Raw genomic sequence first — 13161 nt, 5'->3', positions numbered from 1 at the left:
GGGAACGACAGATGGTGACGAAACGATCGATCGCCGTAGCGGGGAGCATCGCGCTCGTCGCCGGCGGCGTGACGGTGGCTGGCGCCGGGTCCGCGAGCGCGGACACGGTGGACTATGGCCCGAGCCGGGTGATCGGCGGGCCACGGTCGCTGACGGACCACGCCCAGGGCCTCGCGATCGCGCCCGACGGCACGACCTATTTCGGGTCCGCGGGCGACGACTCCGTGAGCGTGTTCGGGCCACGCGCGGACGGGAACGTCCTCCCGCTGCGGATCTGGTTCGCCGGGGGCCATCATGCCGAGACCACGATCGACGTGGCGACCGATGCCATGGGGAACATGTACACCCTGACGAATGTCGAGGGAGATGCGTCATGGGTCCTGGTGTATCGGCCTCGGTACACGCCGACGACGCCGATGAGGAGAGTCTGGCCCCGGAGGCCGACGACCTCGCTCAAGGTGTCGGCTCGGGGCGCGACGGTTGGCGCGACGCCGACGTCGATCGACGTCTTCGCTCCGGGTGCCACCGAGGTCGGCCCGGTGCGTGTCCTCTCGGGACCGCGAACCGGTCTCGCCGCGGGAGGCGTGAGGGACGTCGCCATGGACGGGCGTGGCTGGATCTGGGCGGCGACCGCCGACGCGGTACTCGGATTCGCACCGAGCGCCAACGGTGATGTCGCGCCGGCTGCGCGGATCGCGGGATCCCGTACGGGGCTGTCGTCGCCGCGCCACATCGGGGTCGACGCGGCGAACCGGTTGTACGTGACGGATGCGACGCGGCGGAGCATCAGCGCGTTCGCGCCGACGGCGAACGGCAACGTACGCCCGCTGCGGGTGCTGCGCGGCAAGCAGGCGAGCATCAACCCGCGTGAGGCCGCCGTCGCCCTGAACGGTCGGATCGTCACGACCCGTGGGTCGCGTGCGATCCAGGTGTTCTCGACGATGTTCCCGAAGCGGCCCTCGGCGGTGCGTTCGGTGCGGGTGACCGGGAAGACGCGCGCGGCGAAGCGGAAGGTGCGCTGGGCGAAGCCTGCCGACAACGGCGGCGGTGCGGTCCAGTCGTACAAGCTGGTGTTCCGCAAGGGCTCGAAGATCGTCAAGTCGGTGACGCTGAAGCCCGGGCGGCGGTCCTACACGGTGAAGAAGTCGGCGTTGCGCCGAGGAAAGCTCACCGTCACGGTCCGCGCGAAGAACATCAGCGGCTGGAGCCCGAAGGTCGTCAAGAGGTTCCGGGTGCGCTGACGCCTCCTGGGACTCGGGGCGCCGGGCGCGGGGCGTGCGTGAGTCAGAGCTCGCGGACGACCCGCGCAGGCGTGCCGGCAGCGAGGACGCCCGCAGGCAGGTCGCGCGTGACGACCGAGCCGGCGGCGACCACGGTGTTCTCGCCGATGGTGACGCCGGGGCAGACGATGACGCCGCCGCCGAGCCAGACGTTGTCGCGGGTCGCGCGAGACGACCGAGCCGGCGGCGCCGAAGTAGTCGACGTGCAGCGGCGGCCGGACCGATCTGCACGTCGTCGCCGATCGTGACGGTCGCGACGTTTAGGATCACGAGGCCTGGGAGTCGGCCGAACCGATCGTCCTCCCGCTGTCCTCCCCGAACCCGCCGAGCAGCTCGGTCAGGAGCTCGCGCCGCCGCTCGCGGTCGGTCGGGTTGGAGGTGTTGATCGCGTGGGTGAGGCGCTGGGCGCGCTCGTTCTCGCGGATGAGGTCGGGGTCGTCCGCGATGTAGAGCTCGCCGGCGAGCATCCGGTCGCGCATCGAGGGCTCGGTCATGCCGACCACGGTAGGAGGCCTGCCGCACGCTGCGGTGTCGTCACTCGACGAGCACCGGGGTGGCCTCCCGGGTGACGAGTGTGGCGGCGGGACCTGCGGTCGTGACGGTCTGCTCGAGGGACTGCGTCGGACCGCCATCGACGGAGTAGGAGATCGAGAAGGTGACGTCGACGCGCGGGCGGTGGGTGCGGTCGGCCTTCGTGTATTGATGGGTGACGTCCATCGCCGGGTACGGGCGGCCGGGGGTCGTGGTCGTCTTGCTGGCGCCGTCGCCGAAGTGCCATGCGTAGCGTGTCGGCTTCGCCGTGATGTGGACGCGTTGCTCGAGGATCGTTACCGTCCGGTCGAACTGAGGTGCGGTCGTCGAGAAGACCGTGTCGAGGTTCACCAACGTGCGGTCGGACGGCTGGATCGCGATCTGCGCCTTGGGGAGCGGGAGACGGCGGACTTCGCGGAGCACATCGCCGGGCGTGACCTCAGGAAGCGCGTCGACCTGCGGTGTTCCGCCGACGCATCGGGTACCCGTCATCACCCACTCGCCTCCGTTGATGCGGCGCCAGACGTTGTATCGAATCTGCTCGGGGTCGGGACACGAATAGGCGGTGCTGCATGTCGTGTCTGTCCCCTGGCCGGGCGTGCACGGCAGCACATAGCGGTACTCGACGTTCGGGGATGGATTGCCGGGCTGTCCGGGGGAAGGCGCAGGGTCGCCTGGGGATGTCTGATCTCGGCCGTCTACAACTAGGTCTTCCTCGTGCGGATTCGGGATGACGTTCGGAGGGTCGTTGCTGAGTGACAAGACCACAAGCATGCCAGCGGCAACAACTGATCGGATCATTCGGGAAGCTCCTGCTCAACGATCCGGTCTATGACCCAGCCGCCCGAGCGCCAACCGAGTTCGTACAGCAACTTGTACTCGGTTGCTTTGACGATCCCAGGTGACGCATTCGACGACTCCCGATACGGAAAGTCGGAGGAAGTGATGTCTGCCGTCACGATGAAGGCGCCATTGACCAGCTGACTTCCTGTCACGGTCGGTTGCCAGTTCGGATCTCCCGATGATCCTCCCCCCTCCCGGACCTTTTCGAGTCGTTGAACCATCCGTTGGCAGGAGGTGCACTTCGGGCTCGTGTGGGACTCAATCCCGTCAGTCTCAAGAGTGGCTTCGGCGTGGTTGAAAACGGAGATGTAGTACTTCACAAAGGCGGCGGCGCCGTCGGCGCTGTGCTTGGTCGCCTCGGGCGGGATCGTCGGTGCGGAAGGTGTGGGGGAGGGCGATGCGCTGGCGGTGGTCGGCGGTGCCGATGTGGGGTCGCCGCCAGCCGGCTCCTCACCCGTACACGCGGTGACCGACAGCAGAGCGACGGCCGCGGCCAGCGCCGTACCCAGGCGAGTCATGCCGCAAAACGTAGTGGCAACCCAGGTCCTGCGGAAGGCTCCGTTGCACGTCCTGTGGACGAAAGGCTGGTTGACTCTCCTGCATGGCTCACCCGGTGATGTTCAGTGACGACGACCCCGGCCTGGCAGAGCTGCGCACGATCTGCCTCGCCTATCCGGGAGCGGACGAGCACGTGTCGCACGGCCGTCCGACGTTCCGGTGCGGCAAGATCTTCGCCGCGTTCGGTGGCTCCGAGAAGGTGCGCCCCGGCGAGCACCGACAGGTACGCAGTGCGCTGCTCGTCAAGGTGGACGAGTCGGAGATCCCGGCGCTCGACGAGGACGAGCGGTTCTTCGTCCCTGCGTACTACGGCCCGTTCGGCTGGCGAGCACTCGACCTCGAGGATCCCGACGTCGACTGGGACGAGGTCGCCGAGCTCGTCGACGCCTCGTACCGGCTCATCGCACCGAAGCGTCGCATCGCCGAGCTCGACGCGCGCGAGGTCAGCTGAGCAACGGCGAGAACCGCGGGCGGGGCGGGGCCTTCATCGGGAAGTCGGTGTCGTAACCGTCCGGCATCAGAGCCGCCTGGTCGCTGAGGAAGATCATCCGCCACCGGCCGTCGTACCGCCTCGCCCGGAGCAGGTGGTGGTGCTCGGTCTTGCGGACACGGTTCGGTTTGGCGTCGGCGCTGCGGCGGTATGTGTAAGCGTCCGCCTCGATGTCGGCGGCGGCCACCTTGTAGTCCTGCTCGTCCATGGCGTGCGTGTAGTAGGGGTCCCACCAGAATCCGGTGATGCCCCCGTCCGTCTTGTACGCGCGGTCGATCTGGTCGGCGACGTTGTCGCAGCCGCGGCACTCGGCCGCCGAGGCCTGGCGCAAGGGCCGCGTGTCGCCGGTGCGGGCGGCGTGGTTGATGAGGCGGTAGTAGTGCTCGAAGAAGACCTGTGCCGCCGCCGCGGTGAACTCGTCCGCGGCGCGCGAGAGCGTCGGGACGAGGACGGCCGGCTCGGCCAGCTCGGTCGATGCGCGGGCAACGGTGGTCGTCGGGGTAGGCGTCTGCGCGGAGGCCGGCCGTTCCTGCGGCCCGCACCCGGCGGCGTACAAGGAGACGACGAGGACAGCGAGGACGAGGGTGAACGACGAGCGAAGTCGAAGAGGCATGCGCGGCAGGTTAGGGCGACTCGCCGGTGTGGCGTCGCCCCTCGACACCGCACCTGTGGACAACGTGGCACTGGGGACGCTGCCGATAGGTCAGAACGCCTAGGGTTCATGGCGTGACCTTCGACGACCTCGACGCGCGGCTCGCCACCGTGGACCCCGCCACGTACACGACGGCGGACCTCACGGTGTGGGCGTTCGCCCTGGTGGTCGCCATCCTCGCTCTCACCGCTCCGGCCTGGCGTCGTACGAGCGTCGTCGTCACCGTCGCGCACGAGCTCGGACACGCCCTCGGTGGCGTGTTCGCGGGCCGCAAGCTGACCGCGTTGCGCGTACGGCTCGACGCGTCGGGCGTCACCCACACCCGCGGCAAGGCGCAGGGGTTCGGGATGGTGGTGTGTGCGTGGGCCGGCTATCCGGCTCCGGCGATCGCCGGACTGATCGCGGTGCTCGTTGCGGTCAAGGGCTGGGCGGCGCCGGGGCTGTTCGGGCTCGCAGTGCTGTTCGCGGTGTGCCTGCTGTGGGCGCGCAGCGCGTTCACCGTCCTCGTCCTGGTCGGCTGTGTGGCGGCGTCGGCAGCGCTGTGGTGGTGGGCGCCGCCGGTCGTGCAGAGCGGTGCGGCGGTGGGCGTCGGCGCGTTCCTCGTCCTTGGTGGTCTGCGCTCGGTCGTCGACACGTGGCGCAGCCGCCACTTGCACCGCAGCCGCGGCGAGTCGGACGCCGTGGCGCTCGAGACCCTCACGCGAGTCCCGGCGTCAGTGTGGCTGGCGTCGTTCTGGCTCGCCACGGCTGCGTGCGCCGGGGGAGTGGCGTGGATGCTTGCCACCACCATCGGCCGCGTTATCAGTTGAGTCAGTGTCAGCGCGCCTTGATCACCTCGAAGATGCTCGTCCAGTTGTCCGCGCCGTGCCCGGCGGCGATCGCCCGCTCGTAGTGCGACAGCACCGCCTGAGGCAGCGCGGTGTCGACCCCGGCGGACTCGCTCGCGCCGAGGATGTGCGCCGCGGTCGCGCCCATCATCGTGGCCGTGCTCAGGTGACCCGGGTGAATCCCGTCGTCGAACGCGGCCGCGCCGTCCTCACTGAGCCCGGTCATGTCGGCGATGCCCGCGAGGGTGGCGAGGGCGTCGGGCAGGAACTCGGCAGCACCCACACCCGCCGTCCTGACGAGCGCGACCGCGTGCGCGATCCCCGACAGCGCGGTGAGGAAGACGTCGAGCTGCGCCTGGTAGAGCAGCTGCGCCGCGCCAGGATCCTCGCCGACGTAGCGAGGCTCGCCGAGCAGCGCGAGCACCTTCTCGTACGGCGTGAAGGCGTCGGCTGGCCCGCTGTAGTAGACGTACGCGTCCTCGCCGCCGAGCATCGGTGGCGGCGCCATGACGCCGCCGACGAGGAAGGCCGCGCCGTGCGCGTCCGCCCACCGGGCCGCCTCGCGCGTGACGTCGGGAGTGTCCGAGCTGAGGTTCACGAGTGTGCGCCCGGCGATCGCTTCGGGGTCGCGCCCGAGGATGTCGTCCATCGCCGCGTAGTCGGTCAGACTCAGCACGACGAGCTCGCTCGCGGCGAGCGCCTCCGACGGCGTCTGCGCACGGACGGCGCCCGCGGCGACGAGGTCGTCCGCCCGCGAGGCCGTACGGTTCCAGACCGTCACGTCGTGGCCGGCCGCGAGGAAGATCCGCACCATCGCCTGCCCCATCGGTCCGAGCCCGATGACCGTCACCTTCATCGCGCCGCTCGCGTCGTTGCGGGACGGGCGATGCTCTCGTACACCCGCGCGAACCCGTCCTTGCCGTGCCCCGCGTCGATCTGTCGCCGGATCAGCCCCTGGACGGCCGCGACGACGCCGGGCGCGACACCAGCGTCGGCACTCGCCTGGACCATGTCCGACAGGTCGGAGAAGTCGAGGCTCTGCTGCCCGGCCACGCCGTAGTCGCCGCCGTCGACCACCGCGGCGTAGTCACGGAACGCCGGCACCATCGCCGACACGAACGGGACCGCGCTCTCGGCGAACGCGCTGGCCGAGATCCCGGCTGTCGCGACCATCGCCGCGCCGTGGAAGAACCCGGCGAACATCGCGTACATGCCGGCGAGCAGCGCGAGGTCGTACAGCGCTGCCGCTCCGGCATCCTCGCCGAGGTACGGGCTCTCGCCCCACGTCTCGAGGACGCCGCGCCACTCCTCGTACGCGGCCGGGGATCCGCTGTAGAGGACGAGGGAGCCCTCCCCACCGATCATCGGCGGCGTGGCCATGACGCCGCCGTCGAGGTACGCCGCGCCATGGCTGTCGGCCCAGGCGGCGAGCGCGCGCGACTGCTCGGGCGTGGTGGTCGTGACGTTCACGAGGGTCCGGCCGGCAAGTGCGTCGGCGACGGGGTCAAGGACCTCGCGTACGGACGCGGCGTCGAGCAGGCACACGACGACCAGCGACGAGGCGGTCACGGCGTCTCCTACGGACGAGGCTTCGGTCGTGCGGGCAGAGTCGAGGTCGTCGGCGCGGCCCGGCGTACGGTTCCAGACCGTCGTGCGGTGGCCCGCGGCAGCGACGGTGGTCGCGAGGGCGCGGCCCATCGAACCGAGGCCGAGTACGGTCACGGTGGAGTGGGTGGTGGGTGTCATGCCGTCCACGATCGCGGCCGGCGGCGGTCCGCGGAAGAACGCACTTCATTGTGCGGTTCTCACCTTCAGGTAACCGACCACTGACCGACGGGGGACCCGATGACTGGCAGCACGGTAGAGGCAGCAAAGCCCGACATGCGGCGACGGGGCCCGTACGTCTGTGGGCTGGACGCCGCGATGGACGTCGTCAGCGGCAAGTGGAAGGCCCTGATCCTGTGGGAGCTCGAGGCGTACGGCACGCGCCGGTTCGCGGAGATCCACCGCGGGCTGCCGGGCGTGAGCCACAAGGTCCTCACGCAGCAGCTGCGTGAGATGGAGGCCGACGGCCTGCTGCGCCGCGAGGTGTTCCCCGAGGTGCCGCCGCGGGTCGAGTACTCGCTGACCGAGCACGGGGTCTCCCTCAACGCCGCGCTCGAGTCGCTGGGGGGCTGGGGAGTGGGGCGGATCGCGCGCCTCGAAGCGGCCGCCGACTGAGCAAGAGGGGTCCGCTCAAAACTCTCGTACACCGTACGCGTACAGCGTACGAGTGATCGCGCCAACGACCCTGTCCACGCAGGTCAGCCCGCCCGTACGAGGTGCGGGTCAGGGGATGGATCGGCGTGCTCGCGGTGTTGTACTGGTAACAGCGAAGGAGGTCCGTCATGAGCTCACACTCCCGCTCCGGACCGCACCTGAGGCGTACCGGCGCTGAGCCCAAGGAGGCCCTCAGTGCGTACGGGATGCGCCTCGGCCTGTCCCTCGGAGGTCTCGTCGTCTTCACCGCGCTCGCGCTGTGGGCCCTGCTGGCGCCGGACGCCACCGACACCCTGGTCGTCCTGGGCGTCGCGAGCGCCGTGATCGCGGTCGTCGCCCTCGCGGACGTGGTGCTGGTCGTACGCGGCATGCGGCGCTCTCGGCCGCGGCACCGCGGGTGAGACCCGCGACACGCCGCGCCGTACGCCCAAAACCGCCTCTGACCTGCGAGGACAGAAATGTCGGCGCGACACGTGAGACTAAGTTGCATGGGCTGGGTCGGACGCGTACGGTAGCCACTACATCTAGTACTTACACGGATGTAGTTATCCACATCTAGTCCACAAGGGCCAGTGGCGAACCCCACAGGAAACCGTGGTTCTCCACATTTCCGTCCACAGCGAGAGGAGCCGAGATGCACTGCCCGTACTGCCGGCACACCGACACCCGGGTCCTCGACAGCCGCGTCGCCGACGACGGGGGAGCGATCCGCCGCCGCCGGAGCTGCACCGCGTGCAACAAGCGCTTCACGACCGTCGAGCAGATTCAGCTCACGGTGTGCAAGCGCTCGGGTGCCACGGAGCCGTTCTCGCGCGACAAGGCCGTGAGTGGAGTGCGCAAGGCGTGCAAGGGCCGCCCTGTGGACGAGGACGACCTGGCGCGACTCGGCCAGCAGGTCGAGCACGCGCTGCGTGCTGCCGGGGGAGCAGAGGTGAGCTCGCACGAGGTGGGGCTCGCCGTGCTCGAGCCCCTCAAGGCGCTCGACAAGGTCGCCTACCTGCGGTTCGCCAGCGTCTACAAGAACTTCACGGACGTGTCGGACTTCGCGGACGAGATCGCGACGCTGATGGCGGCCAACGCCGACAACGAGTTTGCCGCGGAGCAGCGCTCCGCCGGTAGCTGAGACTCAACAACACATTTCACGGGGCAACATGGGGGAGAAGGGGCATCACATGACGGAGACGGTCAGTGGACCGAGCGGGGCTGCGCGGGGGCGCAAGACCACCAAGCGTGCAGGCAAGGGCCTCACGATCAACCGGGTCTACACCACGGAGGGCGTGCACCCGTACGACGAGGTGACGTGGGAGCGTCGCGATGTCGTGCAGACCAACTGGAAGACCGGAGCGACGGTCTTCGAGCAGCGCGGGGTGGAGTTCCCCGACTTCTGGAGCGTCAACGCGTCGACGATCGTGACCACGAAGTACTTCCGTGGCGCGGTCGGCACCGACACGCGTGAGCAGTCGCTCAAGCAGTTGCTCGACCGCGTCGTGCTGACGTACGTGAAGGCCGGCAAGGACAACGGCTACTTCGCGACGGACGCCGATGCCGAGGTCTTCGAGCACGAGCTCACGTACATGCTTCTTCACCAGGTCTTCAGCTTCAACAGCCCGGTGTGGTTCAACGTCGGCACGTCGAGCCCGCAGCAGGTCTCGGCCTGCTTCATCCTCGCGGTCGACGACTCGATGGACTCGATCCTCAACTGGTACAAGGAAGAGGGTCTGATCTTCAAGGGCGGCTCCGGTGCCGGCCTCAACCTCTCGCGCATCCGCTCGAGCAAGGAGCTGCTGCACTCCTCGGGCGGTACGGCCTCGGGTCCGGTGTCGTTCATGCGCGGCGCCGACGCGTCTGCGGGGACGATCAAGTCGGGCGGCGCGACGCGTCGTGCGGCCAAGATGGTCGTGCTCGACGTCGACCACCCCGACATCGAGGAGTTCGTGCAGACGAAGGCGCGCGAGGAGGACAAGATCCGTGTCCTCCGTGACGCCGGCTTCGACATGGACCTCGGCGGGCAGGACATCTCGTCTGTCCAGTACCAGAACGCCAACAACTCGGTCCGCGTGACCGACGAGTTCATGCAGGCGGTCGAGGAGGGTTCGGAGTTCGGGCTGCGCGCCCGTACGACGGGCGAGGTCATCGAGACCATCGACGCCAAGAAGCTCTTCAAGGACATCGCGCAGGCCGCGTGGGAGTGTGCCGACCCGGGCATCCAGTACGACTCGACGATCAACGACTGGCACACCACGCCGGAGACGGGTCGCATCACCGCGTCCAACCCGTGCTCGGAGTACATGCACCTCGACAACTCGTCGTGCAACCTGGCCTCGCTCAACCTGCTGAAGTTCCTGCAGGACGACGGCTCGTTCGACGTCGCCACGTTCGTGAAGGCGACCGAGCTGATCATCACCGCGATGGACATCTCGATCACCTTCGCCGACTTCCCGACCGAGGCGATCGGCGACACGACGCGCAAGTTCCGTCAGCTCGGCATCGGTTACGCCAACCTCGGTGCGCTCCTCATGGCGTCGGGCCTCGCGTACGACTCCGACGGCGGTCGCGCGTTCGCCTCGGCGATCACGTCGCTGATGACCGGCACCTCCTACCGTCGTTCGGCGGAGCTCGCCGGCATCGTCGGTCCGTACGAGGGCTACAAGCAGAACGCCGAGCCGCACGCCCGCGTGATGCGCAAGCACCAGGCCGCCAACGACGCGGTCCGCACGATGCACGCGATGGACATCGCCGTGCACCGTGAGGCCACGAAGCAGTGGGCCAAGGGCATCGAGATCGGCACGAAGCAGGGCTGGCGCAACGCGCAGGCGTCGGTGCTGGCTCCGACCGGCACGATCGGCTTCATGATGGACTGCGACACGACCGGCATCGAGCCGGACTTCTCGCTGGTCAAGTTCAAGAAGCTCGTCGGTGGCGGCTCGATGCAGATCGTCAACCAGACGATCCCGGTCGCGCTCAAGAAGCTCGGCTACACCAACGAGACGATCGAGGCGATCGTCGAGTACATCGCCGAGCACGGTCACGTCATCGACGCGCCGGGCCTGAAGACCGAGCACTACGAGGTCTTCGACTGCGCGATGGGTGAGCGGTCCATCAAGCCGATGGGTCACGTCCGGATGATGGCGGCGGCGCAGCCGTTCCTGTCGGGCGCGATCTCGAAGACGGTCAACATGCCGGAGACGGCAACCGTCGAGGAGATCGGTGACATCTACTTCCAGGGCTGGAAGCTCGGCCTGAAGGCGCTCGCGGTCTACCGCGACAACTGCAAGGTCGGCCAGCCGCTCTCGTCCGGCAAGGGCGAGAACAAGGGCAAGGACTCCAACGCCGCCAAGCCGGCCGAGGTCGTCGAGACGGTCAAGACGGTCGTCGTCGAGAAGCCGATCCGCAAGCGTCTCCCTAAGACGCGGCCGTCGCTGACGACGTCGTTCACGGTGGGTGGTGCCGAGGGCTACATGACCTCGGGCTCGTACCCGGACGATGGCCTCGGTGAGGTGTTCCTCAAGCTCGGCAAGCAGGGTTCGACGCTGGCCGGCGTGATGGACGCCTTCTCGATCGCGGTGTCGATTGGTCTCCAGTACGGGGTGCCGCTCGAGACGTACGTCCAGAAGTTCACCAACCTGAAGTTCGAGCCGGCCGGTCTGACCGACGACCCGGACGTGCGGATGGCGCAGTCGATCATGGACTACATCTTCCGCAGGCTCGCGCTGGACTACCTGCCGTTCGAGGTGCGCTCGCAGATGGGCATCCACTCGGCCGACGAGCGCCAGCGCCAGCTCGACACCGGGTCGTACGCGCCGGTGGAGGAGGAAGTCTCCGAGCCTGAGTCGCTGAAGACCTCGCCGACGGGACAGCCGCCGGTCGAGCAGTCCGAGGAACGAGGCCGTGTCGAGGCCAAGGACGCCAAGCCGTCCGCCGCCGCCGAGGCCGAGATCAAGCGCGAGACCCAGGTCGACGGAGACATGGTCGCCGAGTCGGCCCGTCCCGCACCGAAGCAGGCGCACACCAGCGCCGAGCTGCTGCAGGTCATCTCGGGTACGGAGGTCGACGCACCGCTGTGCTTCACCTGCGGTACGAAGATGCGCCCGGCCGGCTCGTGCCACGTGTGCGAGGGCTGCGGCGCGACCAGCGGCTGCAGCTGAGCGCTGACTGAGTGAGTGGGGCGTCCCGGAAGGGGCGCCCCACTTGCGTGAAGGCCCCGATGGTCACCGGATCTTCTGGACGCCGTCGTATACTCTCTGATCTCGCTGGCGATCAACTGCCGTGCTCCCAACATTGAGCGGCTGTCCGAAGTCCGTGGTGGGTTTCCTGGCCGCTACTCGCTCGATGCCGGGAGCGCCAGCCTGCGCGAGCTGCGGGTCGGCGTCTGGCCTGGCACGTTCCGCGGACCAGTCGCTACCTGGTCGCCGTCGCCAACGGCGCGACAACTGCACCGCCTCTACCAGGGCCTGCCTGCCACCCGATATGGACGACAGCCAGCCATCGTTCGATGTGGGTACTCAGGAGTCGCTGTCGAGGACTCTGAGCGCGATCAAGCGGGTCGTGAGCACGCGCGATAGCGCCGGTGGGACCGCATTCCCAATGATGACCGACAGTTGGGTACGCGTCACTGCAGCGTCGAAACGAAAGTAGTCAGGAAAACCTTGGATTCGGGCCGCTTCGTGCGGCGTCAACGTCCGAGGCTGCGACGGATGGCCGTATCGGCCTTGGCCCATGCTTCCAAACCCACTCGTAATCGTTTGGGCGGGCTGCGACCAGGCCAAGCGGCCGTACATCGAAACGTACGAGTGGTCACCCTGGTGGCACTTGGGGCGCCGTTCGTTGGGCAGGTTCAGCTCGTCGTGGTCGATGAGCCACTGGATGCGTTTCTGGTTCTCGGGACTCATTCTCGACGGAACATCGATCCAACGGTCCGTGCTGGCGTGCTCAAGATCGCCGATCGCCCATCGGAGGTCGTGAGTGTTCTGTGGTTCGAACTTAAGGAGATCTTCGACCGAGAGGCCTGCGGTCAGCGCATCTGAACGCACCGCCAAGAGGATGTGGCGACGGCGCGTCTGAGGGATTCCCAGCTGAACGAGCTCAACCCGGGTCGCGGCGACTCGATACCCAATCCTTGTGAGCTCCTCCGTTGTCCGGGTGACCACTTGCTGCGAATCATGCACGACTGCGGGCACGTTCTCGATCACAACGACGCGGGGACGCAGGACCTCGGCGGCACGCGCCATGCGCAGGTACAACCTGTTTTTTGGGTCGTCTCTCCGGGTGTGATTGTTGAGGTTGGAGTGCCCCTGGCATGGGGGCCCCCCGATGAGTAGATCGACCGCTCCGACCTGCTCGCTCACATTGAGTTCGGTCCTAGTCGGTTCGGCGCCGATCGCACCATCGAAGTAGCTCTCGACTGCTGCGACATGAGCGTTCGCCTTCGGGAAGTTTGCCTTGAAGACGTCGGAGGGAGCCTGCTCGAAGTCCACCGCTAGTGGTACTTCAATCGCCAGCCCATGATCATGTGCTGCCTGTGCTGCACCGAGCGTCAGGCCACCGCATCCAGCGAAAAGATCGACGACTCTGAGGTGGCGTTCTCCGAGCTCGAAGTCGGGGCGCCGGACTTCGTGAAGGGGGTGCCTGCTTGCCATCCCTATCCCTCCGTGGCGCTCTCGTTGGTCCGACCGAGTTGTCAGCCTACTCGAGACTGGCAGCGGGGCGGCTACCCGCAAGGGG

At 68.0% G+C, this 13161-nt stretch carries 14 protein-coding genes; 7 read left to right on the top strand and 7 right to left on the bottom strand.

Features of this window, described 5'->3' with window-relative positions:
• The first annotated feature begins 11 nt into the window (after window positions 1-11).
• Window positions 12-1241 carry a hypothetical protein gene (locus H4N58_RS11895; RefSeq protein ID WP_167250559.1) on the top strand — a complete coding sequence of 410 codons (1230 nt, stop codon included), beginning with the start codon at window positions 12-14 and terminating at the stop codon, window positions 1239-1241.
• 305 nt (window positions 1242-1546) lie between these two features.
• Here H4N58_RS11895 and H4N58_RS20425 read toward each other — a convergent pair whose 3' ends face one another.
• From H4N58_RS20425 to H4N58_RS11880, 3 genes are all read right to left on the bottom strand, one after another.
• Window positions 1547-1774, bottom strand: a complete 228-nt coding sequence (locus H4N58_RS20425) for a maltose acetyltransferase domain-containing protein (RefSeq protein WP_208322893.1) — start codon at window positions 1772-1774, stop codon at window positions 1547-1549.
• A 40-nt stretch (window positions 1775-1814) separates the two neighbouring features.
• A complete protein-coding gene (locus H4N58_RS11885; protein ID WP_167250561.1) occupies window positions 1815-2303 on the bottom strand; it encodes a hypothetical protein in 489 nt (162 codons plus the stop codon).
• Window positions 2304-2608: 305 nt separating this feature from the next.
• On the bottom strand, window positions 2609-3172 hold the full coding sequence (locus tag H4N58_RS11880; protein ID WP_167250563.1) for a DUF6318 family protein: 564 nt from the start codon (window positions 3170-3172) through the stop codon (window positions 2609-2611).
• A gap of 83 nt (window positions 3173-3255) precedes the next feature.
• On the opposite strand from H4N58_RS11880, the gene H4N58_RS11875 reads away from it, so the two are divergent.
• Window positions 3256-3663: an MmcQ/YjbR family DNA-binding protein gene (locus H4N58_RS11875; protein WP_167003312.1), complete on the top strand. Its 408-nt coding sequence runs from the start codon at window positions 3256-3258 to the stop codon at window positions 3661-3663.
• On the opposite strand, the gene H4N58_RS11870 is transcribed toward H4N58_RS11875, so the two are convergent.
• Complete coding sequence (locus H4N58_RS11870) at window positions 3656-4315, bottom strand: DUF6318 family protein (RefSeq protein WP_167250565.1); 660 nt, start codon at window positions 4313-4315, stop codon at window positions 3656-3658. The two genes, H4N58_RS11875 and H4N58_RS11870, sit on opposite strands and share 8 nt — an antisense overlap.
• A 113-nt stretch (window positions 4316-4428) precedes the next feature.
• Between H4N58_RS11870 and H4N58_RS11865 the strand changes: the two genes are divergently transcribed.
• Window positions 4429-5163, top strand: coding sequence for a M50 family metallopeptidase (locus H4N58_RS11865; RefSeq protein WP_167250567.1), 735 nt, complete (start codon window positions 4429-4431; stop codon window positions 5161-5163).
• Between the two features lie 7 nt (window positions 5164-5170).
• Here H4N58_RS11865 and H4N58_RS11860 read toward each other — a convergent pair whose 3' ends face one another.
• Window positions 5171-6037, bottom strand: a complete 867-nt coding sequence (locus tag H4N58_RS11860; RefSeq protein ID WP_220471273.1) for an NAD(P)-dependent oxidoreductase — start codon at window positions 6035-6037, stop codon at window positions 5171-5173.
• Window positions 6034-6927, bottom strand: a complete 894-nt coding sequence (locus H4N58_RS11855; protein WP_167250569.1) for an NAD(P)-dependent oxidoreductase — start codon at window positions 6925-6927, stop codon at window positions 6034-6036. Before H4N58_RS11855 ends, H4N58_RS11860 begins: the two co-directional genes overlap by 4 nt.
• Before the next feature lie 99 nt (window positions 6928-7026).
• Between H4N58_RS11855 and H4N58_RS11850 the strand changes: the two genes are divergently transcribed.
• The 4 genes from H4N58_RS11850 (at window position 7027) to H4N58_RS11835 (ending at window position 11585) form a co-directional block, all read left to right on the top strand.
• Complete coding sequence (locus H4N58_RS11850; protein ID WP_370465447.1) at window positions 7027-7401, top strand: winged helix-turn-helix transcriptional regulator; 375 nt, start codon at window positions 7027-7029, stop codon at window positions 7399-7401.
• A gap of 167 nt (window positions 7402-7568) precedes the next feature.
• Window positions 7569-7841 (top strand): DUF6343 family protein, encoded by a 273-nt coding sequence (locus H4N58_RS11845; protein WP_167003302.1) that lies wholly within the window; start codon window positions 7569-7571, stop codon window positions 7839-7841.
• Window positions 7842-8074: 233 nt separating this feature from the next.
• A complete protein-coding gene (gene nrdR, locus H4N58_RS11840; RefSeq protein ID WP_167250571.1) occupies window positions 8075-8563 on the top strand; it encodes a transcriptional regulator NrdR in 489 nt (162 codons plus the stop codon).
• Window positions 8564-8612: 49 nt separating this feature from the next.
• Window positions 8613-11585 (top strand): vitamin B12-dependent ribonucleotide reductase, encoded by a 2973-nt coding sequence (locus tag H4N58_RS11835; RefSeq protein ID WP_167250573.1) that lies wholly within the window; start codon window positions 8613-8615, stop codon window positions 11583-11585.
• A 357-nt stretch (window positions 11586-11942) separates the two neighbouring features.
• On the opposite strand, the gene H4N58_RS11830 is transcribed toward H4N58_RS11835, so the two are convergent.
• A complete protein-coding gene (locus H4N58_RS11830) occupies window positions 11943-13076 on the bottom strand; it encodes a DNA cytosine methyltransferase (RefSeq protein WP_167250575.1) in 1134 nt (377 codons plus the stop codon).
• Between the last annotated feature and the right edge of the window lie 85 nt (window positions 13077-13161).

This window comes from Mumia sp. ZJ1417 (assembly GCF_014127285.1).
Taxonomy (GTDB): Bacteria; Actinomycetota; Actinomycetes; order Propionibacteriales; family Nocardioidaceae; genus Mumia.
Note: the sequence above shows the minus strand (reverse complement) of the source record. Positions and strands in the feature narration are given on the sequence as shown.

Coding starts and splice junctions, on each gene's coding strand:
- H4N58_RS11850 (WP_370465447.1), top strand. CDS start 7,027: ATGACTGGCAGCACGGTAGAGGCAGCAAAGCCCGACATGCGGCGACGG.
- H4N58_RS11845 (WP_167003302.1), top strand. CDS start 7,569: ATGAGCTCACACTCCCGCTCCGGACCGCACCTGAGGCGTACCGGCGCT.
- H4N58_RS11895 (WP_167250559.1), top strand. CDS start 12: ATGGTGACGAAACGATCGATCGCCGTAGCGGGGAGCATCGCGCTCGTC.
- H4N58_RS20425 (WP_208322893.1), bottom strand. CDS start 1,774: ATGACCGAGCCCTCGATGCGCGACCGGATGCTCGCCGGCGAGCTCTAC.
- H4N58_RS11885 (WP_167250561.1), bottom strand. CDS start 2,303: ATGACGGGTACCCGATGCGTCGGCGGAACACCGCAGGTCGACGCGCTT.
- H4N58_RS11880 (WP_167250563.1), bottom strand. CDS start 3,172: ATGACTCGCCTGGGTACGGCGCTGGCCGCGGCCGTCGCTCTGCTGTCG.
- H4N58_RS11875 (WP_167003312.1), top strand. CDS start 3,256: ATGGCTCACCCGGTGATGTTCAGTGACGACGACCCCGGCCTGGCAGAG.
- H4N58_RS11830 (WP_167250575.1), bottom strand. CDS start 13,076: ATGGCAAGCAGGCACCCCCTTCACGAAGTCCGGCGCCCCGACTTCGAG.
- nrdR (WP_167250571.1), top strand. CDS start 8,075: ATGCACTGCCCGTACTGCCGGCACACCGACACCCGGGTCCTCGACAGC.
- H4N58_RS11835 (WP_167250573.1), top strand. CDS start 8,613: ATGACGGAGACGGTCAGTGGACCGAGCGGGGCTGCGCGGGGGCGCAAG.
- H4N58_RS11855 (WP_167250569.1), bottom strand. CDS start 6,927: ATGACACCCACCACCCACTCCACCGTGACCGTACTCGGCCTCGGTTCG.
- H4N58_RS11860 (WP_220471273.1), bottom strand. CDS start 6,037: ATGAAGGTGACGGTCATCGGGCTCGGACCGATGGGGCAGGCGATGGTG.
- H4N58_RS11870 (WP_167250565.1), bottom strand. CDS start 4,315: ATGCCTCTTCGACTTCGCTCGTCGTTCACCCTCGTCCTCGCTGTCCTC.